Genomic DNA, 24,365 nt, shown 5'->3' with positions numbered 1-24,365 from the left:
TGAATACAACAATTATAACAACACCCTATAAATAATGCCTAAAGATCATTCAATTAAAACAGTTTTAATCATTGGTTCTGGTCCAATTATTATTGGTCAGGCTTGTGAATTCGATTACTCTGGTTCGCAATCGGCACGTTCGTTGCGCGAAGAAGGAATTAAAGTTATTTTGATCAATTCGAACCCAGCAACCATTATGACCGATCCATCAATGGCGGATCATGTGTATTTAAAACCATTAAACACCAAATCAATCATCGAAATTTTAAAGGCGCATCCAGAAATCGATGCTGTTTTGCCAACAATGGGCGGACAAACAGCCTTGAATTTGTGTTTAGAAGCCGATGAAAAAGGTATTTGGCAAGATTTTGATGTAAAATTGATTGGGGTTGATATCAACGCCATTAATGTCACTGAAGACCGCGAACAATTTAAACAACTTTTAGCAAAAATCGATATTCCTTTTGCACCTGCAAAAACTGCCACATCGTTTTTGGAAGGAAAAGAAGTTGCCCAAGAATTTGGTTTCCCGTTGGTAATTCGTCCATCGTTTACCTTGGGTGGAACAGGAGCTGCTTTTGTGCATAAAGAAGAAGATTTCGACGAACTTCTTACACACGGACTAGAATCATCGCCTATACACGAGGTTTTGATTGATAAAGCATTATTGGGCTGGAAAGAATACGAATTAGAGTTATTAAGAGATAAAAACGACAATGTTGTAATTATCTGTACTATTGAAAACATGGATGCTATGGGCATTCACACCGGTGATTCAATTACCGTAGCACCAGCAATGACCTTATCGGACCGCACGTTTCAACGCATGCGAGATATGGCTATAAAAATGATGCGCTCTATCGGAAATTTTGCAGGTGGATGTAATGTGCAGTTTGCAGTATCACCCGATGAAAAAGAAGATATTGTTGCTATTGAAATCAACCCTCGTGTGTCGCGTTCATCAGCTTTAGCATCAAAAGCAACTGGCTACCCTATTGCAAAAGTAGCTACAAAATTGGCATTAGGCTACACTCTTGATGAGCTGCAGAACCAAATCACCAAATTAACATCGGCATTGTTTGAACCAACTTTAGATTATGTTATTGTAAAAATACCTCGTTGGAATTTTGATAAATTTGAAGGTGCAGATAGAACACTTGGTCTTCAAATGAAATCGGTTGGTGAAGTTATGGGAATTGGTCGTTCATTTCAAGAAGCCTTACAAAAAGCCACCCAATCATTAGAAATAAAACGAAACGGAATTGGTGCAGACGGAAAAGGATACACCAATTACGATCAAATTTTAGATAAATTAGAACATGCGTCATGGGATCGTGTTTTTGTGATTTACGATGCCATTGCATTGGGTATTCCACTAAGCACCATTCAACAAATTACTAAAATAGATATGTGGTTCTTAAAGCAATACGAAGAAATGTATGCTTTAGAGCAAGAAATATCAAAACACACTTTGGCAACTCTTCCAAAAGACTTATTGTTAGAAGCCAAACAAAAAGGGTTTGCAGACCGCCAAATTGCTCACATGTTGCGCTGTTTAGAAAGTGAAATTTACACTTTACGCGAAAAAATGAACATTAACCGTGTGTACAAATTGGTGGATACTTGTGCGGCAGAATTTGTGGCACAAACACCTTACTACTACTCTACTTTTGAAGCCAATATTGAAAAAGCAGACGGCACAGTTTACACAGCCAACGAATCGGTTCGAACCGATAAAAAGAAAGTTGTGGTACTTGGCTCAGGTCCCAACCGAATAGGTCAAGGAATTGAGTTTGATTATTCTTGTGTGCACGGTGTTTTGGCTACATCAGAATGTGGTTATGAAACCATCATGATCAACTGTAACCCGGAAACGGTTTCAACCGATTTTGATACGGCCGATAAATTGTATTTCGAACCCGTTTATTGGGAACATATTTACGATATTATTCGACATGAAAAACCAGAAGGAGTAATTGTACAGTTAGGTGGACAAACTGCTTTAAAGTTGGCCGAAAAATTAGATAAATACGGAATTAAGATTATTGGAACAAGTTTTGAAGCTTTAGATTTAGCTGAAGATCGCGGACGTTTCTCTGAATTACTAACCGATTTACATATTCCTTTTCCTAAATTTGGAGTAGCCACTACTGCCGAAGAAGCAGCGAAATTGGCAGACGAATTAGATTTTCCTTTATTAGTGCGCCCATCGTATGTTTTGGGTGGTCAAGGAATGAAAATCGTTATCAATAAAAAAGAATTAGAAGAGCATGTAATTGATTTATTAAAATCGATTCCGGGCAACAAATTGCTTCTAGATCATTATTTAGCTGGAGCTGTGGAAGCAGAAGCTGATGCGATTTGCGATGGCGAAAATGTGTACATTATTGGAATTATGGAGCATATTGAACCTTGTGGTGTGCATTCAGGAGATTCAAACGCTACACTACCCCCATTCAATTTAGGTGAGTTTGTATTGCAACAGATTAAAGATCATACTAAAAAGATTGCGGTTGCCTTGAAAACAAAAGGATTAATCAACATTCAGTTTGCAGTGAAAGACGATACGGTATATATCATTGAAGCCAATCCACGTGCTTCCCGTACGGTTCCGTTTATTGCAAAAGCTTATGGCGAACCTTATGTAAACTATGCTACAAAAGTAATGTTGGGCGCTAAAGTAACCGATTTTACTTTTAACCCTCAACTAAACGGATATGCTATTAAGCAACCTGTTTTCTCTTTCAACAAGTTTCCGAAAGTAAACAAAGCTTTAGGACCAGAAATGAAATCAACGGGAGAAAGCATTCTGTTTATCGATAGTTTAAAAGACGACGCTTTCTACGATTTATACACCCGCAGAAAAATGTACTTAAGTAAATAACAGCTTTTTTAAAGCACAAAAAAATCCGTTTCTAATATTGTAGAAACGGATTTTTTTTATAGATTCTAAGGGTTTACTTCTTAATAATCTTAATAAATTGTGTGTGTTCTTCTGAAAACAATTTAACCATATAGGTACCGGAACTGAATTGCGAAAAATTGATTTTAACGGTTTCATTATCATTTAACTGTTTTAAAATTCGTTGCCCAGTAATGTTGTACACTTCTACACTTTCAATGGTGTGTTTGTAACTAACTATTAAATCGTTTTCTACCGGGTTTGGATAATATTTTAAACCAGCTAAATCAAAGTTATTCACTGAAAGCGTAATACCTACTTTTACAGCAGTTGGATAGCTTGGACAGCCGTTTTCATCAATTATTACTCCATAATAAGTGACACCATCTTCTAGAAAATCAGAAACGTCTAGAGGATTCATTCTATTTATTGCATCATTATAGCTTAAATACCATGTTACGAAAGGCTGATTCATTATCAAATCGGACACTTTGGCTTGATTCGTAAAATTTTGAACTAAAAATCCTGTAGGCGAATTGGGACGTGTATTCACTTTTACATGAACTTGTCTTCTGCTTGATGTGCATCCAGAATAATCTATCGCTACATAGTAATAACCCGTTGTTAAACTATATGTATCGGGCAAAGGCGTTGTGGAAGAATTATCAACATACCATACATATTTGGTTGAAGTAGAAGCTTTTAAGTATAAATCACCAACTGTTGCGCCTGCACACAAAACAAAATCAGTCATAATAGGTGCTGTAGTAGGATAAACACGGACTGCTACAGCAATTCTTGGTGATTTACAAGGCATTATTTCTTGCTCTACATAATAAGTTCCTGTTAATAAAGGTGTATTTGCTGCTAAAGGTGTAACACTTTGTGCTGAACTGTACCAATTAATAGTTGCTCCCGGCATTCCGTTTGCAACTAAATCAGAAACATAAGCAGTGTTGCAAAATACTTGTTGTGTGGAAACAATTGGCACTGTTACACCTGCTGTGGTTATAATTTGTAGAGGTTTTCTAACCGATTCGCACAAGTTATAATTAAATGTGCTTACATAATAAACACCGTTTGTAAGCAAATGTGTACTTGGTAATGTTTGTGTACTTGTTAAACTGCTGTACCATTTTAATTGCGAGCTACTGAAGTTATCGATTGAGATATTTTGAATCAATGCGGTGTTGCAAATGACAAGGCTTGTTGTTGTGATAGGATTACTCGGGTAAATGTTTACTACCACCGCAAAGCGGTTGGCACTTTCACAACCATTAACTGTTTGGGTGGCATAATAAGTTGTTCCATTAACTAAACTTGTGGTTGCAGATAAAGGCGCACCATTTGTTGCTTTATCATACCATTTGATATTTTGACCGTTTACATTCAAATCCGCAACAGTCGGTGTATAAGGTTCACAAAATTCTTGAACACTTAAACCTGTTGGTATATTGGTTGTATTTATCGTTACATTTATCGCTGCTCGTGTATAATTTTCACAACCATTTATAGTTTGCGAAGCGTAATAACTACCAGTAGCTAGCTGTTGGGTTCCGCTTAAAGGTATTCCACCAAAAGGAGTTGTGTACCATTTCACATCGGTTCCAGTAACGACTAAATCACTTACAGTGGCATTTTCATTGATACAAAAAACTTGATTTGTGGTTACAGGTTGTGGAATATCAGCTGGCTGTGTAATATAAATATTTTGTGATGCAGTACAATTTTTACTATCGATTACTAACACATTGTATAAGCCCGCAGGTAATTGATTTATATTTTGCGATGTATTGCCATTAGACCATTGGTAGGTATAAGGTGGTGTTCCGCCCGTTACATTTAAGTTAATGCTTCCTGTGGTAGTTGCGTAACAAAGTACATTATTTTGCTGATATGTAATATTTAAAACATCTGGTTGATCAATCGTAATACTCTCAGTAAACGTACAACCATAATCATCTGTTATGGTTAAAGAATAGGTTCCGGCCGATAGATTACTAATTGATGCTGTTGTTGCTCCATTTGACCAATTATAGGTAAAAGGAGCTCTACCACCAACGATAGTTGCAGTAATATTTCCATCAGCAAGTCCATTACACGACACATTTTTTTTACTAAAATTTAAAGATAATCCTACGTTTGGCACCACGGTTACACTTTCGGTCACCGTACAACCATTTGCATCTGATACCGTTAAAGTATAATTGCCGGACACTAAATCATCAACAGTCGAAGTGGTTGCACCATTTGACCAAGAATAGGTATATGGTTGTGTACCACCTGTTGGCATAGCTATTACGGAGTTGGTTAGGGCTCCGTTACAACCAGCTTTCGTTTGGGTAATAGCTACTTTTAAAACATTAGGCTCTGTTATGGTCACAGCCTTTGTTAAAGAACAGCCATTTGCATCCGTAACTAAAACGGTATAATTGCCTTTACTTATATTAGAAATATTTGCTGTGTTACCTCCATTACTCCACAGGTAAGTGTAAGGTGCAGTTCCTCCAGAAACATTTATTGTAGCCTCACCAGTTGCTGTTCCAAAACAATTAACATTCTTAGCTATTGCAGTTGCAGATAAAATCTCTGGTTGTGTGATTGTTATATTTTCTACTTTCACACAATTATTAGCATCTTTTACGGTCACAGTATAAGTACCTGCTGCTAAACCTATTACTTTTGGTGTTGTTGCATTATTGTGCGACCATGTATAAGTGTATGGTTGAGTACCACCACTTGGAATTACCTCAATTGTTCCATCATTTGCGTTGTTGCAACTTAAGTTTTTAACGTTTACAACATTGGTAAGTGCTGTAGGTTGCGAAATAACAACTGTTTCTGTTCCAAAACAACCATTTGCATCTGTGATTACAACACTATATGTTCCGGCACTTAAGCCAGATATTGCTGCTGTTGTAGCATTGTTTGACCATAAGTAACTGTATGGTGCTGATCCTCCATTACCAGAAACAGTTGCACTACCATTGCTCTCACCAAAGCACAACACATTGTTTTGTGTTAAACTTCCTCTAACTTGAGGTACTGTTAGCGTAACTGCGTTTGATGCCAAATCATTTAAACAATTACTTTTTACTATTACTTTATATGTATAGCCATTTAAACTATTGGTAACGTTTGAAATAGTAAGACTATTTGTGGTAACCCCAGAATATTCAGTATTATTTGATAAATTAGTAAAACCACTACCGGTATCTACCTGCCATTGATAACCTACTCCATTTACTGCATTTACATTTATTGTTGCATTATTATTTAAACAAACAATTTGATTAACGGGTTGATTAATAATTGTTGGTGAAAGTACTGTTTGTAAATCTATAGCAGCTATTTTCGAACATGGCCCCCAACTTGCAACGGCATAAACTGTTTTTGAAACAGAGCTATAAGCTGTTGGTACCGCAATAGTATTGGCATTTATAGCCTGTGCATCAGCTAAATTTTCGTAGTAAGAATAAGTAACTCCCGAAAGGGTTGAGATAGATGTTTCTGCATTTGTAAGATTATAAACAGCTGTATTTGTTGGAGAACAGCCTTGTAAAGTTACTGGCGTATTTAGTACAAGTGTAGTTATGTTTACATCTACCGCAGCTGTTGCTGGGCAATCAAAATTGCTAGATGCTACTTTTACGGAATAATTTCCAATTTGAGTGGCAGTATAGGTGCTTTGTGTAGCTCCTGAAATAATTGTATTATTAAAATACCATTGATAAGTTGGATTTACTGCAGAAGTTGTAGCTTTTAATGTGGTATTTACAGTTTCACAAAGCACCAAATTACTTGGCAAAATGGTTCCATTAATATCAGTAAGATCAAGTGGTGGTACAGTACCGTTATCAACCGTAATGCTTGCTGTGCTCACACATGTGCTAGAAGGTATTGTTACTTCTACTGAATAAGTACCCGTTTGTGTTACTGTGTATGAATCTGAAATTGCACCAGGAATTTGCACATTATTAAGAAACCATTTATAGGTTGCGTTTGTAGCCAAAACACTAGCTTTAATTATTTGCGTGGCTTCACACTTTTTTATATTTGATGGCAAAATATTCCCTGATGTATCTGTAATCTTTACACCAATATCAAAAGAGCCAGCTTCTAAAAAAACAGCTGTATCGTACTTTTCGTCTGCATAATCTGCAATTACCATTTTAAAATGATAGGTTTCTCCAGGAATAACAGTTGCTGTTGCAGTCAATGGAATGGTTCTTCCTTGAAAATTAATATCCGAATTTGTGGTATTGTATCCTCCAAAATATTGTTGGTTTACAGCTCCGCAAGAGCCTGCTGATCCTGTCACAGCCGGATGAATATTAGATGTACTCACAACTCCTCCTGAATTGGGCAAAACAGCCAAGTTGGTATATGTAGGATCTCCTACTTTCTTTAACAACAAAGCAAATGCATCAGTAAAACTGCACTCATATCCATCGCCATACTCCTCTGAAGCGAGTATATAATTAAAAGTAATTTGATTGGTTATAGGCACAAAATCAAATTCAATATAAGTGGCATCATATAATACCATAGGTGAAATATTTAGGACATTGGCTAAATCAATATCACCTCCTGAATTGAGGTTATCAGAAAGTATAGGGTTTATAAAGTTATTGCCTGCTTTTCGTGCAAAACCTGTGCTCAGAACAATACCCGATTGAAAAGGAAAGTTGGCATTTGCCTTATTAAAATACCCCCATGATCTGTTTAAGTTTGTTGCCGGCAAATTGGGCGAAACCACAACATTCGTAGCATTGGCACTTGTACAGTTACCACCACCAGATATGAGCACATTATTTATCAATTGCGAAACGGTAAATGCACTTTGCGCACTGGAAGCATTGTTAACCTCTATAAAATCACCAATACCTAAAGGCACAACAGGCGGGGTACTATTTGGAATGTTGATTCGAGTGGGTAAGGATTGTCCTAAACTAAGATAGTTAATCACAAATAAAAACAAAAACAGCCAAAAAAAGTTTTGAACATTGATTCGTTTTTTTGTGGAATCATTAAGCAACTTCACTTTTTTAAGATTCATAGTTTACCAGAAAAATGGTTATTTTAAAAAAAGATACTCATATTTTTAAACGTACTTCTCCAAATGGATTATATTCTAATAATGCATTTTTTTAATATACATTTTAAAAATAACCGTAAATGTAATTGATTTTGCATCAATTTTTTAAGCAAATTGAAAAATTAACTTTTTATTCATCAAAAAAAAAGACTGTCCTCTTTGCGGCAGTCTTTCTTTTTCTATTTATTCCCTTTTGCGTGATCAGCTAAGAATTGTTCCAAACCTAAATCGGTGAGTGGATGCTTCAGCAATCCTAAAATCGAACTTAAAGGTCCTGTCATCACATCGGCACCAATTTTGGCACAATTCACAATATGCATGGTATGGCGCACCGATGCTGCTAAAATCTGCGTTTCAAAGGCATAATTGTCATAAATCATTCTAATTTCATCGATTAAATTTAATCCATCGGTAGAAATATCATCTAATCTACCAATAAATGGCGACACATACGTTGCCCCTGCCTTTGCAGCCAATAATGCCTGACCTGCCGAAAATACTAAAGTTACATTGGTTTTAATGCCTTTTTCAGAAAAGTATTTACACGCTTTAATACCGTCTTTCGTCATCGGGATTTTCACCACAATTTGCTCGTTTAATTCTGCAAGCTCCTCGCCTTCTTTAATCATTCCCTCAAAATCGGTAGCAATTACTTCAGCCGAAACATCGCCATCAACAATAGCGCATATATCCACATAATGTTTCAAAATATTGTTTTTGCCTGTAATGCCTTCTTTTGCCATTAACGACGGATTGGTCGTAACGCCGTCTAAAACGCCTAAAGCTTGTGCTTCTTTAATTTGGTCTAGGTTTGCTGTATCTATAAAAAATTTCATAGTTTTGATGTGTTTAATTATTATTTGTTCTTTTTATTGGAGATTATTTCAATTTATAGGAATTCTTTGATTAAGATTTTTAACCATTAAAAGTTACTAAAAATCTGCGAATTTGAGGCAAATAAATTATTTTATTTTATAATGATTCATTAACATTTTTTCATACACCGTATCTGGTAAAATCTTTTTTAGAAAGATAGAAAACTTTTGCATGAAAGCCCCTACTCTGTAATGAACTTTTGGATTTTTTGTTTGAATAATTGCGTTAATTGCTTTTGCCATTTCTATGGGATCGCCGCCATCATTCACATGCTCGTTGATTGTAGCCAATTGTTGACTGTAAATTTCTTTGTATGGAGATTGATCTAAAACCGGCGCATGAAAACGGCGTGCAGCAATATCGGTAGCAAAATCGCCCGGAGCCACATTGGTAACTCGTATATTAAAAGGTTTCACTTCCATTCGTATCGATTCGGTTAGCAGTTCCAAAGCTCCTTTCGAAGCCGAATAAATCCCGCGGTAAGGCAAGCCCATATATCCCGCAATCGACGTTACATTAATAATCAAGCCCGATTTTTGTTGACGCATTTGTGGTAAAACGGCTTTCATAACTTCAATAGGTCCAAAAACATTGGTATGAAAATTATTTTGAATTTCTTCCAAAGGAATTTCCTCAATAGGTCCGGTAATTCCTACTCCTGCATTGTTAATCAACACATCAATTCTGCCTTCTTTTGCAATAATTTCAGTAACCGCACTTTGTATCGATTCCTTGTTTCGCACATCAATGGCAACCAGTGGAAAACGACTATCTGTCACGTTTTCAGGATTTCTACTGCTGCCGTAAACCGTGTAACCTTTCGTTAATAAAAAGTTTCCAACGGTTTTGCCAATACCTGAAGATCCGCCAGTTATCAGTACAACTTTGTTCATTTTTAATATTTTCAACAAATATACAATAGCTATTTGTAAAATTAGTATTTTTAGTATCTGTAAACTAAAATCACAAAAATGAATTTTAAACCTATTATTGGTCTTTTTATTGTTGCCGGATTTTTAAATTCAAACACCATTTATGCTCAAAAACAAAAAGATCGGGTAAAAGAAATGATGGAAAATCTATCGAAAGACGAACTGGTAAAACATCTTTCTATAATTGCGGGCGATGAAATGGAAGGTAGAAAAACAGGCGAAGCCGGGCAGAAAATGGCGGCAAATTATATAAGAAACATTTATAAAAATTTAGAAATTGAAGCCTTGCCGGGAACAGATGATTATTTTCAGGCTGTTCCGTCTGAAGCTATGAAACGTATGTTCAGCCCTAAATTAAACAACAGCGAAAATGTGGTGGCTTATATAAAAGGAAGCGAAAAACCCGACGAATATTTGGTGATTTCTGCACATTACGACCATGTGGGAATTGCAAATGGCGAAATATATAATGGCGCTGATGATAATGGAACAGGAACAACGGCTTTGTTAGAACTAGCGCGTATGTTTAAAATTGCTGAGAAAAACGGTAACGGACCAAAACGTTCGATTGTATTTCTCCATTGCACCGGAGAAGAATATGGTTTGCACGGTTCTCGCTTTTTTGTGAATTCTAAAATAATTCCTTTAGAACAAATTGTTGCCGATTTGAATGTGGATATGATTGGAAGGAGAGATTTTACGTATCAAAAAAATAAAAAAGAATACATCTATTTGGTGGGAAGCGATAAATTAAGCACCGAATTGCACGATATTTCTGAAGCCATGAATAAAAAATATACCGATCTGGTTTTAGATTACACCTATAATGATGATAAGCATCCCGAAATGATTTATTACCGTTCTGATCATTACAATTTTGCAAAATACAACATTCCCGTAATTTTTTATTACAGCGGAGAACATGCCGATTACCACAAACCAACCGACACTGTTGACAAAATTAATTTTGATGAAATGCTTAAACGCACACAGCTTATTTTTGTAACAGCTTGGGAACTAGCAAATAGAAACGAACGAATTAAACTAAAATAAAATGATGAAAAAAATCATAACAACTTGCCTTTTATTTTTTGCAATTGCATCCACTTTTGCACAAAACAGCCACGAAGACATTCAAACAATTCAAAACTATATCCAAAAAACCTCTCAAAACGAATGGTTTGACCCCATCAACAAAAAGGGAAGTCTTTCTAACAATACAACTTATGACACCGCTTATTATTTGCTTTCGAACGATTCGGTGTTTTCCATTATTCATACCGTTTATGAAAAACATACCTTGCAGAAAGTTTTTTATTATAAGGAAGGGGCGTTAATAGCTTGTATTGTCGAAGAAACCGATGCAAATAACGCCAATAGATTGTTGCAATATGCCGATTACTTTTTTAAAGACGGTGCACTTTTAAACACTGGAGACGAAAAAGAAGCATTTCCCGCTGCTGCACTTTTTACAGAAGGAATGGAGAAATTGCAAAATGTTCCGGTTAATTAAAATTTTCACTTGCTTTTTTCATAAAAAAACTATACTTTTCAATTGCAATAATTAAAACACAGAAAATATATGTCTCAAATAGGTAGATTATTCGATATTCCTTATTATCAGTTGCAACACTATCCGTTAGAAAAAGCTTTTTCAACAAAGCAAAATGGCGTTTGGAAAGCAACAAGCATTCAAGAATATATAGAACAAGCAAATTATGTTTCCAAAGCATTGCTTGCAATGGGCGTTAAAAAAGGCGATAAAATTGCACTAATAACCTCAACAAACCGTACCGAATGGAACATTATGGACATTGGTATTTTACAAACCGGTGCAGCAACTGTTCCAATATATCCAACTATTTCTGAACACGATTACGAGTATATTATAAAGCATTCCGAAAGTGTGTATGTGTTTGTTTCCGATAAAACCATTTTAGAAAAATTAGACCGGGTAAAGTTCAACATTCCCAAACTGCGAGGTATTTATTCGTTCGATGAAATTCCGGGCTGCGCCAATTGGAAAGATATTATAACAGCCGGTAAAGATGCAATGAACGATGCCGATGTGGAAGCAGCTAAAGCCAATGTAACTCCAGACGATTTAGCGTCGATTATTTACACATCAGGCACCACTGGCACTCCAAAGGGCGTGATGCTTACGCATAACAATATCATCAGCAACGTTTTAGGTTCGTCTGAACGTGTTCCGTTTGAAAGAGGAAGTTACACTGCGCTGAGTTTCTTGCCGTGCTGTCATATTTTTGAGCGAATGATTTTGTATCTGTTCCAATATATGGGTGTATCAATTTATTTTGCAGAATCAATTGAAAAAATATCTGATAACCTTCAAGAAGTAAAACCACAAGTAATGACAGTTGTTCCAAGGGTTTTAGAAAAAGTATTCGATAAAATTTATGCCAAAGGATCTGAACTTTCGGGCATTAAAAAAGCATTGTTCTTTTGGGCATTGCGCTTAGCAGAAGACTTTAAACCTTACCAAGCAAACGGCGGTTTCTATGAATTTAAGTTGAAAATTGCCCGCAAACTAATTTTCTCTAAATGGCAAGCCGCTTTGGGTGGCAATTTAGAATTGCTGGTATCGGGTTCTGCCCCATTATCTCCGCGTTTGGCACGAATTTTTGGTGGAGCCGATATACCGGTTATGGAAGGCTACGGTTTAACTGAAACTTCTCCGGTAATTTCAGTAAACGACCAACGAAATAATGGCTGGAAAATTGGCTCTGTAGGTAGGGTTTTAAGCAATGTGACCGTTAAAATTGCAGAAGACGGCGAAATTCTTTGTCAAGGACCATCGATTGCAGAAGGATATTATAAAGACGAAGAAAAAACCAAAGAAGCTTTTATCGACGGTTGGTTCCATACTGGAGATATCGGTGTAGTTGATGCCGACGGATTTTTATTCATTACCGATCGTAAAAAAGAAATGTTTAAAACCAGCGGCGGTAAGTACGTTGCTCCACAAATGATTGAAAATGCCATGAAACAATCGCGTTTCATTGAGCAGATAATGGTGGTGGGCGAAGGACAAAAAATGCCTGCAGCGTTGATTCAGCCAAATTTTGATTTTATTAAAGAGTGGGCCAACCGCAACAAAGTAAACCTTGGTTTTACGTTAGACGAAGTAGTGAAAAACGAATTGGTGATAGAACGCATTCAAAAAGAAATTGAAACCATAAACCCGCAATTTGGTAAATGGGAGCAAATTAAAAAGTTTGCACTCACCCCAAATGTTTGGAGCATTGATACAGGAGAATTAACCCCTACGCTCAAACTAAAACGTAAAGTGATTTTAGAGAAGTATAAAGATTTGTATGAAGGAATGTATTCTTAAATATGTTAAAATTTAATAAATAATTTGTTAATTAAAAAAAAAAAAATACATTAGCAATATAAACAATTAAAAAATGTATTTATTATGAAAAAAATTTTAGCAACGTTATTCTTTTTAGGATTGACAACGACTGGATTTGCACAAAGTCCTAAAACAGTAGATGGAAATGCTGCTCTGTGGCCATCATCTCCAGGTTTTATTACAATTGGCTGTGCACCTTCAGAAGCTACATGCTTTACGCTTACTAAAAATTGGTTTAGTGATAGTTGGAGATTACAAGCACCTGCAATAGGTGTTGACGTTAATGTATTGTTACCTACTGTAAATGGAGTACCGGCAGAAGATTTACCGCCACGACAAGACGGAGGCGATAAAGAATTTAGAATTGAATATACAGTTGAAGATTCTGAATAATGTTCTAAAGGATTTGTTTTAATAAAAATAAATCCTTTTTTTTTAACAAAACTACTTATCAACTATGAAAAAAATACTATTTATTTTTTTATTACTTCTTAATCTTATATGTTATTCTAACAATAATAATAAAATAATAATTGCTTTAAGTCTTAACGACTGTTTGAGTTGTTTGATGCCCTTAAATGAAATAAACCAAGCATTAAATCATCCAGAAATGACTATTGTTTTAAAAAGTCATTTACAATCTGATTCATTATTAGTTAATAAAAAAATAGGGATTAATAATTATAAATCAAGTATTACACTATATTCTGATTCCTTGCATAATAGATATGCTAATGGCATAAAATCAACTATAAATATTGTAAAAAACAATGAAAAAATATATTCATCAAATTTATATCAATTAGATGTAAACGAATTTATTAGGTTTTATCTAAATAATGAAGATAATTGTTTTAAAAATGTTAAAAGTGGAGTACGTTATATTCAAGATGATTTTTCTTTATTAGTCAGAAATTTTGAATTAGGGCGTTGGTCTTATTATGATAGTTCTACTTCAATAGATATCATTCCTGATAAGGAATGGTTAAAAAAAGCATACAGTATTTACTACAAAGAAAATAATTTTGATAAACATTATAATGACTTTTTAAATTTATTAATTGAACACCCTAATTTAGATCCATCTATTACCCATGGAAGAAAAATAAATGCAAATCAGATAGCCTTTTTAACAACTGTTTATTTTGTAAAAGACAACCCTGATCCCAAAAATACAAATATTACCCAAGAGCCATTTATGATTATATACAACATACAAGAAAGAAAAATTGATTCTATGCAGTATATTAATTTAAAATTGTCTAAATCATTAAAGGATTATTCTATTAATATTATGGACTTTAATGTTGTTGGAAACGATTATCTTATAACTTTAGTTTCAAATAATTATGAGAATATTGACAATAGAAAGTATTTATCATTATTCGCTAAGAGTAAATATAATGATGATGAGTTGGTATTAAAAGAGTTTATTAATAGTGATATTCCTAACAATTATATTAAATATAAATTGTATCATAATCTACATAGCTATCGCTTTGACAAATCTTTAATATTATTATATTATGGCGAATATATATATGATTACAAGAAAAATGTAAAATACAAAATCCCTTTTAGTGAAGAAGAATTTGCTAAAATAAGTACCGTCTTTCAAGCTTATTCAACAGGAAAGACATCCACTTATCTTATAGATGATATAGCTGACAGAGACAATACTATTCTTTTATTATATCGCAATTCTTCTGAGCAACTTAAATTAATGGAAATAGAGAAAAAAACAGAAAAAGTGCTTAAGGATAAAATTATTATGACTACAGAGGAATTAAAACCTCATTTTAGCTCATGGTTTACTGTAAATGCTAAAGGTGAAATACATTATTTAAACAACAAAAATTGTATTATTAAAATTCAAACATAAACAATAACATATCCTTTTAACGAAAAATTAAATTTAAAATAGTATGCGTGCATACTATTTTTTTATTATATTTGATATAATTAAAGATTTATGAAAAATAAAACGCTCGATTCCGTAATAAAAAACACTTGGCAAGCCATCGCCCGTATGTATAACGAAGAAGCTTCGCAATACGGTGCATCAATGGCATTGGGTTACGCCTTGTTAAACATAGATAAAGAAGGAACGCCGTCTACAGCTTTGGCTCCACGTTTGGGCATGGAACCTACAAGTTTAACGCGTACTTTAAAAACAATGGAAGAAAAAGGGTTAATCATTAAAAAGAAAAACCCAAAAGACGGTCGGGGTGTAAATATTTATTTAACGCCACTTGGGGTTGAAAAACGGGGATTATCCAAACAAACAGTAATCAATTTTAATAATAAACTTTTAGAAACCTTTTCGCAACAAGAAATCGATAACTTTATTGAAATGTCAGAAAAAATTCAAAATATCATCATCGAAAAAAAGAAATTTTAAGAAACCAAACCTTATATAAATATGAATAGATTAATAAAAAAAGTGGCTGTTATTGGTTCCGGAATCATGGGTTCGGGCATTGCATGTCACTTTGCAAACATTGGCGTTCAGGTATTGCTTTTGGATATTGTTCCCAACCAGCTTACCGAAGCCGAAGAAAAAAAAGGGCTTACGCTTAACGATAAAGTGGTAAGAAACCGAATCGTGAACGAAAATTTAGCAACAGCTTTAAAACAAAACCCCTCGCCTATTTACGACAAAAAATTTGCTAACAGAATTTCGACAGGAAACACAACAGACGATCTTCCGAAAATTAAAGATGTTGATTGGATTATTGAAGTGGTTGTGGAACGTTTGGATATTAAAAAGGCAGTTTACGAGCAAATTGAAAAATTCCGCAAACCGGGAACGTTGATCACATCAAACACTTCAGGAATTCCGATTCATTTTATGAGCGAAGGACGAAGTGAAGATTTTCAGGAACATTTCTGTGGAACACACTTTTTCAATCCGGTTCGATACCTGAAATTATTCGAAATTATTCCCGGACCAAAAACCAAACCCGAAGTTTTATCGTTTTTAAACAATTACGGTGAAAAATTCTTGGGAAAAACATCGGTTGTGGCTAAAGATACACCTGCGTTTATTGGTAACCGCATTGGTATTTACGGCATCATGAGTTTGTTTCATTTGGTTAAAGAAATGGATCTAACCATTGAAGAAGTAGATAAATTAACCGGACCGGTAATCGGCAGACCCAAATCGGCAACATTCCGTACGGTTGATGTGGTTGGTTTGGATACGTTGGTGCATGTTGCCAATGGTTTGTACGAAAATGTTCCGAATGATGAAGCACACGAATTATTCAAACTACCCGATTTCATCAATCACATGATGGAAAACAAATGGTTGGGAAGCAAAACCAAACAAGGTTTCTATAAAAAAGTTGATAAAGATATTCTTTCGCTCGATTTGAATACGCTAGAATATCGACCAAACAAAAAAGCATCTTTCCAAACATTAGAACTTACAAAAACCATTGATAATGTAATTGATCGTTTCAAAGTTTTAGTGAACGGAAAAGACAAAGCGGGCGAGTTTTATCGTAAATCTTTTGCGGGATTGTTTGCGTATGTTTCTAACCGAGTTCCCGAAATTACCGACGATTTATATAAGATAGACGATGCCATGAAAGCTGGTTTTGGCTGGGAACACGGACCATTCCAAATTTGGGATGCCATTGGTGTGGAGAAAGGTATCGAATTGATCAAAGAAAGCGGTGAAAACGTTGCCAATTGGGTAAACGACATGTTGGCATCGGGCAATACATCATTTTACACAGTTAAAGAAGGTGCTACTTATTATTATGATATCGATTCAAAATCGCAACAAAAAATTCCGGGACAAGATGCGTTTATTATCTTAAACAACATTCGCGATACCAAAAAAGTTTGGGGCAATGCCGATACTACTTTGTTTGATTTAGGAGATGGAATTTTAAATCTGGAATTTCACTCCAAAATGAACTCAATTGGTGGCGGTGTCATCAGCGGAATCAACAAAGCGATTGATATAGCCGAAAAAGAATACAGCGGTTTGGTTATTGGAAATCAAGCAGCAAACTTCTCGGTCGGCGCCAATTTGGGCATGATTTTCATGATGGCGGTTGAACAGGAATACGATGAATTGAATTTCGCCATAAAATCGTTCCAAGATACCATGATGCGCGTGCGTTATTCAGGCATTCCGGTAATTGCAGCTCCTCATGGAATGACACTTGGCGGCGGTTGCGAATTGGTAATGCATTCAGACAAAGCCGTTGCAGCAGCAGAAACCTATATTGGTTTGGTTGAATTTGGCGTGGGTGTAATTCCTGGCGGTGGCGGATCTAAAGAAATGACCTTACGTGCAGCAGATCAATTCAAAAAGAACGATGTGAAGCTGAATATTCTGCAAGAATATTTCCTAACAGTTGGTACGGCAAAAGTTGCTACATCGGCATACGAAGGGTTTGAGAACGGTGTGCTTTTACCAACAAAAGATGTGGTGGTGGTAAACAAAGACCGACAAATTGCCGAAGCTAAAAAACACGCATTGTTAATGGCTGAAGCTGGCTACACCCAACCTGTTCCTCGCAAAGATATTTTGGTTTTAGGTAAACAAGCATTGGGGGCTTTCTTGGTGGGAACAGACGGTATGATGGCTGGTAAATACATTTCTGAACACGATAGAAAAATCGCCAACAAGTTAGCCTACGTAATGGCAGGCGGCGATTTATCTGAACCTACATTTGTATCCGAACAATATTTGTTAGATCTAGAACGCGAAGCTTTCTTAAGTTTATGTACCGAAAGAAAAACGTTAGAACGTATTCAGTTTATGTTAACTAAGGGAAAACCTTTGCGTAATTGATGATTTGTATCAAGACGTAAGTATTAAGAATCAAGACAAAAATTAGAGTAACATGCACAATTTTGAAAAACTGAAAATCTGGCAAAAAGCAATGGATATAGCTGTTGCTGTTTATGAAATTTCTGCACTTTTACCAATTGATGAACGATTTAATTTAATTCATCAAATAAAAAAATGTGCTGTTTCAATTCCGTCAAATATTGCCGAAGGATCGGGCAGAAATCACAACAAAGAATTTATCCAATTTTTAGGCATAGCTAATGGATCTACTTTTGAATTGATAACACAATTAATACTTGCAAAAAGATTAAATTTAATAGATGAAGCAATAACACAACCCGTTATAAATCAGTTAGTAGAAGTTTCAAACATGAATTTTTCATTTCAAAAAACTCTTAATACAAATATGAATGCAGATGGAAAAAGTCTTAGTACTTAATACTCCCATCTTAATACTTTAATAAATGAAAACAGCATATATAGTAAAAGCATACCGAACAGCCGTTGGAAAAGCACCAAAAGGATTGTTCCGATTTAAAAGACCCGATGAATTAGCGGCAGAAACCATTGAGTTTATGATGAACGAAGTGCCGCAATTAGATAAAAAACGCATCGACGATGTAATGGTTGGAAATGCCATGCCCGAAGCTGAACAAGGTTTAAACATGGCACGATTAATTTCGTTAATGGGACTAAAAATCACCGATGTACCTGGTGTAACAGTGAACCGTTATTGTGCATCAGGCATCGAAACTATTGGTATGGCAACAGCAAAAATTCAGTCGGGAATGGCAGATTGTATCATTGCAGGTGGTGCCGAATCGATGAGTTTTATTCCAATGGGCGGTTATCGTGCCACACCCGATTATAAAGTAACCGCTGCTGGTCACGAAGATTATTACTGGGGAATGGGCTTAACAGCCGAAGCAGTTGCAAAACAATTCAATGTGTCGCGCGAAGATCAAGATCAGTTTTCGTTTGAATCGCACATGAAAGCATTGAAAGCACAAACAGAAGGCAAATTTGAAAATCAAATTGTACCAATTACCGTAGAAGATACGTTTATTAACGATAATGGCAAAAAAGAAACCAAATCCTATACAGTTACAAAAGATGAAGGACCACGCGCCGGTACAAGCATTGAAGCACTAGCAAAATTAAAACCAGTTTTTGCTGCCGACGGTTCTGTTACCGCAGGAAATTCCTCTCAAATGTCTGATGGCGCTGCCTTTGTATTGGTAATGTCTGAAGAAATGGTGAAAGAATTAAACTTAGAACCAATTGCCCGATTAGTAACCTTTGCATCGGCTGGTGTAGAACCTCGCATCATGGGAATTGGTCCTGTAAAAGCCATTCCAAAAGCATTAAAGCAAGCAGGTTTACAACAAAACGATATTGAATTGATCGAACTAAACGAAGCTTTCGCCGCACAATCGTTAGCGGTGATTCGCGAGTTAGATCTAAACCCTGAAATCATCAACGTAAACGGCGGAGCCATCGCATTAGGTCACCCATTAGGATGTACTGGAGCTAAATTATCTGTCCAATTATTCGATGAAATGAAACGTCGTGGTAACAAATATGGCATGGTAACCATGTGTGTGGGAACCGGGCAAGGAACAGCAGGAATTTATGAGTTACTTTAATTTAAGAGGATAGAATATAGAGAAGAGATAATAGATTGTTATGAGTGTAGGAAAAAGACATAATTATAAGAATTTAAAGATTTGGCAATTAGCTTTGGAGATAGCTAATAATATTTCTGATATCTTACTAAATTTTCCTACGGATGAAAAATACAGTCTTAATTCACAGATTAGTCGCTGTTCTATTTCTATTCCATCGAATATTGCAGAAGGCTCTGCAAGAACAGATAAATCTTTTAGTCATTTTCTAGATGTTTCATTAGGATCATCTTTTGAATTACTTACACAATTACATATTGCAAAACATAGAAATTATATCAATCAAGAACTTTTTAATCAACTCGAAAATAAAATAGAAGAATTTCAGCGCATGACAATGGCTTTCCAAAACAATTTGAAATAGTCTATCATCTATATTCTATTTTCTATTTTCTTTTCTCAAAACAGATACACAATGGAAAACATCACAAGAGGTGGTCAATTTTTAGTAAAAGAGACCTTAGCAGAAAACATTTTTACACCCGAAGATTTTTCGGAAGAACAAAAAATGATGCGCGATTCAGTAAAAGAATTTATTGATCGCAAAATTTGGCCTAATAAAGATCGATTCGAGAAAAAAGATTATCAATTTACCGAAGAGTGCATGCGCGAAGCTGGTGAATTGGGCTTTTTAGGCGTGGCAGTTCCAGAAGCTTACGGCGGTCTGGGAATGGGCTTTGTATCAACCATGCTTACCTGCGATTATATTTCGGGCGCAACAGGTTCATTTTCAACGGCATTTGGCGCACATACCGGCATCGGAACCATGCCAATTACTTTGTACGGAACCGAAGAACAAAAGCAAAAATACGTTCCTAAATTGTCTTCGGGTGAATGGTTTGGATCATACTGTTTAACCGAACCAGGTGCGGGATCTGACGCTAATTCAGGGAAAACAAAGGCAGAATTAAGTGCAGATGGGAAATCGTACAAAATAAACGGACAAAAAATGTGGATTTCAAATGCTGGTTTTTGTCATTTAATGATTGTTTTTGCCCGAATTGAAGACGATAAAAACATTACTGGCTTTATTGTGGAATACGATGCTGCCAATCCAAACGGAATCACTTTGGGCGAAGAAGAACACAAATTGGGAATCCGTGCCAGTTCAACACGTCAGGTGTTTTTTAACGATACGATTGTTCCTGTAGAAAATATGTTGGGCGGTCGTGGTGAAGGTTTTAAAATTGCCATGAACGCTTTAAATGTGGGTAGAATTAAATTAGCAGCTGCGTGTTTAGATTCACAACGCCGTTTAATTACACAATCGGTAAATTATGCCAACGAACGTGTACAATTTAAAACACCTATTGCCAATTTTGGAGCTATTCGTTCAAAAATTGCCGATTTAGCAACCAATGCGTATATTGGCGAATCGGCTTCGTATAGAGCTGCAGGTGACATCGAAAACAGAATCAATGCGCGTTTGGCTGAAGGGAATTCGCATCAGGAAGCTGAATTAAAAGGTGTGGAAGAATTTGCAATTGAATGTTCTATTTTAAAAGTTGCTGTTTCTGAAGATGTACAACATTGTGCCGATGAAGGCATTCAAATTTTTGGCGGAATGGGATTTTCTGAAGATACACCAATGGAAAGTGCTTGGAGAGATGCGCGTATTTCAAGAATTTATGAAGGAACTAACGAAATCAACCGAATGTTAACCGTTGGTATGCTCATCAAAAAAGCCATGAAAGGCCATGTTGATTTATTGGGTCCGGCAATGAAAGTGGGCGAAGAATTATTGGGAATACCCGATTTTGAAACTCCCGATTATTCTGAATTATTTGCAGAAGAAAAAGCATTGATTGCAAAATTGAAAAAAGCCTTTTTAATGGTAGCCGGCTCGGCAGTACAAAAATACGGAACCGAATTAGATCAACACCAACAGTTATTAATGGCTGCAGCGGATATGTTGATTGAAATTTATATGGCTGAATCAGGTATTTTGCGTACAGAAAAATTAGCTAAAAATATTGGTGAAGATGCCGCAAGTGTACAAATTGCCATGGCAAAATTGTATTTATACCAAGCTGTTGATATCATTTATACCAAAGGAAAAGAAGGAATTGTTTCGTTTGCAGAAGAAGATGAACAACGTATGATGCTAATGGGCTTGCGCCGTTTCACAAAATATACCAATCAACCTAATGTGGTACAGTTGAAAGAAACCATTGCCAGCCACGTAATTGGAGAAAATAAGTATAGTTTTTAATAGTTCGTTTAGTTTATAAAAAAACCGTTATTTAGTTTGAACATGCTCCAAAAAGTTAAATACTGTTTGGGGCATTTCTATGAAAAGAAAGTCAAATATGATTAGGAATTAAACTAGAATGTATAGAAGCAGAATGTGCGAATATTTTGATTATGAAGTAGTAGCATTGAAGCGTATTCGTATTATGAATATTTCGTTAGATGTTCCCGTTGGGAAATACCGGGAAATTTCAAAAAAAGAAATGGACGAACTCAACCGATTAATTAGCGAAAGTACCAAAACCGAAGAAGGAAGCTTACAAAAACACAATAAACCTTTGGTTAATAAAAACCCAGCGCCAACCAAAGACCGTAAAGATTTTAAAAAGAAATTTACCGAACAACGTCCGCTACGAAACGAACGCAGAGGGAATAGAAATTAAAAAATCCGAGTTTGAAACTCGGATTTATTAATCGCCATAAATTCTATACCAATTATTCTTTATTTTCCAATTATTATCAGGATTTCTTTTAATTTTTTCTTCAAAATATTTTATATTCTCTGGATTTTCAGAATATATTATTTTGGTTGATGGTGCTTCAAAAAAATTTCTAAAAACAAAAAAAGCAATAGTATATTCATTTTCATTATTATGATAAATTGCAATATCATTTCCACCATTCGAAACTATTGGAAATTCAAAAGGAAGCTCGCACATAAAACCATTATAGGTAACATTTGGTAGTAACTCTTTGTTCTTTACTTGCTCTATAATTTGTGTTCTTTTTTTAAACAAAACGTACCAATCAATCTTTTCTACAATCAGCTGTGGCACATGGTTAACTTTATAAAAAGTTAAACTAAATAAGATTAATACAATCGTTAATTTTAGAATCCTTTGACTGACAGTTAAAGGAACTTTTCTATTTTTAATCGAAATGATGACGTTTCTGATTATTAATACTAAAAAATATAGTATCATTAGCAACCATATAAATGGAATTACAAAAAACGGAAAGAGGTAAAATGTGAATATTTGAATAAGAATCCAAACAACTAACAAAGTTAGATAACCCTTTAAATTGAATTTTTCAATAAATGCTTTTATCATCTGTCTTAAAAATTACTATAATACAACTGCTTCGATAAAAGCGGTAATTCATCATAATATTTTAATAGGTTTAAAAGATATTCCGGAACTTCCATATGCTGTTTTTTGTAATAATCAATCAGTGCTTTTTCGTTTCCAGACAAATTCATTAGATAATTCAAATCGGCTGTTTCTTTTTGTAAGTTGTAATGCGTTATAATATTGCCCCAATTAAAAAGCGAACAACCAACCAAACTGTAAAAAAGCACCCACGACATGCGGTCTATTAAATAAAAATTAGTTTTTTTATGCTGCACTTTTAGATAGGAATAAAGCAATCCTACAAAGCAAATAATTAAAAACAAATACACACCTAATCGTTTATAGGTCAACCCCAACGAGCTGATATAAACTGAATTTTGATAAAATGCGGAACAAATCAGCAGTGAATTCAATGCAATCCAAATTTTTGTAAGTTGCAACAACCACTTATTGTTTTTAATAAAATTCAAAGTATTCTTAAAGAAAAACAAAACAACTGCCATTGCCAAGAAAACCGATACAATGATTAAATAGATTTGACTGTGCGTACGACTGCTGTATTCGGAAATGTGTTGGATGTTTTGCTGTGCATTTTCTATGTTGAAAACCACAATAAAAAATAAAAGCATTGCATTTAAACTAGCAAGTGTAATAACACCGCTTCGCATTTCAAAAGCTACAGGAATATAATTGAATGTGGGTTTTAAAGCAGTTTGCTCGGTGCGTGAAAAGTGAAATTTCAGGTTTTTATCAATCACTTTTATAAAGTTGAAGCTTTTGATGTGCCAAAAAACAAAACTGATATAAAACCCCAATAATATGGTAAAAATAATTAATCCGTTAATGTTCCATTCGTACCGATTATACCATTTACTAAGCCATTCACTTGATGAAACATATAATCCGAAGAAAACCGAAAGAATAACCAAAGGAATAACCACATAGGAAAACAGCTTGATGATTGTTTTCTTAGAATCATCTTTTTTAAACTCCAACCATTCATCTACCTTAAAAAACCGAACCACAAACGCCGGCCAACTCAATACAAAATTAAACGCATTGGAAATTAATTTCATTTGTGGATCCACCACAAAATAGCGAAACACAAACGAGGTGATTACAACGGTAAAAACAGTTGCAACCGAAAGTAACCAAGCATTTGAAACACTTGCTGCGACAACACATGCTGCCAACACTAACGCTTTTTTATTGTGAATCAACTTAGGGTGCATTACCAATTGTGTTACTACCAAAAGTAGGGCAAAAACAGATAGGTTTAACCCCAATTCTTGATCATAGAACAAAATGGTAAACAAAATAGCGCTGCCAAAAATTAAAAATTGTTTTTTCATAATATATT

The 24,365-nt window shown here is 35.1% G+C and carries 17 protein-coding genes and 1 pseudogene; 13 read left to right on the top strand and 5 right to left on the bottom strand.

From position 1 onward, the window contains the following. Nucleotides 1–34: 34 nt before the first annotated feature. Nucleotides 35–2,884, top strand: a complete 2,850-nt coding sequence (gene carB / locus MG290_RS00490; RefSeq protein WP_264561985.1) for a carbamoyl-phosphate synthase large subunit — start codon at nt 35–37, stop codon at nt 2,882–2,884. Nucleotides 2,885–2,957: 73 nt separating this feature from the next. Here carB and MG290_RS00485 read toward each other — a convergent pair whose 3' ends face one another. The 3 genes from MG290_RS00485 to MG290_RS00475 form a co-directional block, all read right to left on the bottom strand. Continuing rightward, the gene (locus MG290_RS00485; protein WP_264561984.1) at nt 2,958–7,961 is read right to left on the bottom strand and encodes a choice-of-anchor L domain-containing protein; all 5,004 of its coding nucleotides are present in this window, start codon (nt 7,959–7,961) and stop codon (nt 2,958–2,960) included. Nucleotides 7,962–8,179: 218 nt separating this feature from the next. Then, nucleotides 8,180–8,836: a fructose-6-phosphate aldolase gene (gene fsa, locus MG290_RS00480; RefSeq protein ID WP_264561983.1), complete on the bottom strand. Its 657-nt coding sequence runs from the start codon at nt 8,834–8,836 to the stop codon at nt 8,180–8,182. A gap of 126 nt (nt 8,837–8,962) precedes the next feature. Then, on the bottom strand, nt 8,963–9,769 hold the full coding sequence (locus MG290_RS00475) for an SDR family oxidoreductase (protein ID WP_264561982.1): 807 nt from the start codon (nt 9,767–9,769) through the stop codon (nt 8,963–8,965). Between the two features lie 78 nt (nt 9,770–9,847). Between MG290_RS00475 and MG290_RS00470 the strand changes: the two genes are divergently transcribed. From MG290_RS00470 to MG290_RS00415, 12 genes and pseudogenes are all read left to right on the top strand, one after another. Beyond that, entirely contained in the window at nt 9,848–10,861 is a 1,014-nt protein-coding gene (locus tag MG290_RS00470; RefSeq protein ID WP_264561981.1) for a M28 family metallopeptidase, read from the top strand. A 4-nt stretch (nt 10,862–10,865) separates the two neighbouring features. Continuing rightward, nucleotides 10,866–11,321 carry a hypothetical protein gene (locus MG290_RS00465; RefSeq protein ID WP_264561980.1) on the top strand — a complete coding sequence of 152 codons (456 nt, stop codon included), beginning with the start codon at nt 10,866–10,868 and terminating at the stop codon, nt 11,319–11,321. A gap of 69 nt (nt 11,322–11,390) precedes the next feature. Continuing rightward, entirely contained in the window at nt 11,391–13,163 is a 1,773-nt protein-coding gene (locus tag MG290_RS00460) for an AMP-dependent synthetase/ligase (protein ID WP_264561979.1), read from the top strand. Between the two features lie 84 nt (nt 13,164–13,247). Continuing rightward, the gene (locus MG290_RS00455; protein WP_264561978.1) at nt 13,248–13,577 is read left to right on the top strand and encodes a hypothetical protein; all 330 of its coding nucleotides are present in this window, start codon (nt 13,248–13,250) and stop codon (nt 13,575–13,577) included. Between the two features lie 64 nt (nt 13,578–13,641). After that, the gene (locus tag MG290_RS00450; protein ID WP_264561977.1) at nt 13,642–15,066 is read left to right on the top strand and encodes a hypothetical protein; all 1,425 of its coding nucleotides are present in this window, start codon (nt 13,642–13,644) and stop codon (nt 15,064–15,066) included. A 90-nt stretch (nt 15,067–15,156) separates the two neighbouring features. Beyond that, complete coding sequence (locus MG290_RS00445; protein ID WP_264561976.1) at nt 15,157–15,585, top strand: MarR family winged helix-turn-helix transcriptional regulator; 429 nt, start codon at nt 15,157–15,159, stop codon at nt 15,583–15,585. A 21-nt stretch (nt 15,586–15,606) separates the two neighbouring features. Continuing rightward, the gene (locus MG290_RS00440) at nt 15,607–17,997 is read left to right on the top strand and encodes a 3-hydroxyacyl-CoA dehydrogenase/enoyl-CoA hydratase family protein (RefSeq protein ID WP_264561975.1); all 2,391 of its coding nucleotides are present in this window, start codon (nt 15,607–15,609) and stop codon (nt 17,995–17,997) included. A 52-nt stretch (nt 17,998–18,049) separates the two neighbouring features. Next, on the top strand, nt 18,050–18,436 hold the full coding sequence (locus MG290_RS00435) for a four helix bundle protein (protein WP_264561974.1): 387 nt from the start codon (nt 18,050–18,052) through the stop codon (nt 18,434–18,436). Between the two features lie 25 nt (nt 18,437–18,461). Next, nucleotides 18,462–19,643 (top strand): acetyl-CoA C-acyltransferase, encoded by a 1,182-nt coding sequence (locus MG290_RS00430; protein WP_264561973.1) that lies wholly within the window; start codon nt 18,462–18,464, stop codon nt 19,641–19,643. A gap of 40 nt (nt 19,644–19,683) precedes the next feature. Further along, nucleotides 19,684–20,046 (top strand): four helix bundle protein, encoded by a 363-nt coding sequence (locus MG290_RS00425; protein WP_264561972.1) that lies wholly within the window; start codon nt 19,684–19,686, stop codon nt 20,044–20,046. 51 nt (nt 20,047–20,097) lie between these two features. Continuing rightward, nucleotides 20,098–21,894: an acyl-CoA dehydrogenase family protein gene (locus tag MG290_RS00420; RefSeq protein ID WP_264561971.1), complete on the top strand. Its 1,797-nt coding sequence runs from the start codon at nt 20,098–20,100 to the stop codon at nt 21,892–21,894. Nucleotides 21,895–22,024: 130 nt separating this feature from the next. Then, nucleotides 22,025–22,315: pseudogene (locus MG290_RS00415) on the top strand (23S rRNA pseudouridine(2604) synthase RluF); the annotation flags it as partial. A 27-nt stretch (nt 22,316–22,342) separates the two neighbouring features. Here MG290_RS00415 and MG290_RS00410 read toward each other — a convergent pair. Next, nucleotides 22,343–22,984, bottom strand: a complete 642-nt coding sequence (locus MG290_RS00410) for a hypothetical protein (RefSeq protein ID WP_264561970.1) — start codon at nt 22,982–22,984, stop codon at nt 22,343–22,345. 5 nt (nt 22,985–22,989) lie between these two features. Then, a complete protein-coding gene (locus tag MG290_RS00405) occupies nt 22,990–24,357 on the bottom strand; it encodes a DUF4153 domain-containing protein (protein WP_264561969.1) in 1,368 nt (455 codons plus the stop codon). Between the last annotated feature and the right edge of the window lie 8 nt (nt 24,358–24,365).

The sequence above is a fragment of the Flavobacterium sp. CBA20B-1 genome (assembly GCF_028473145.1).
Taxonomy (GTDB): domain Bacteria; phylum Bacteroidota; class Bacteroidia; order Flavobacteriales; family Flavobacteriaceae; genus Flavobacterium.
The sequence above is the reverse complement of the archived record's forward strand: the minus strand, read 5'-3'. Positions and strand labels throughout refer to the sequence as shown.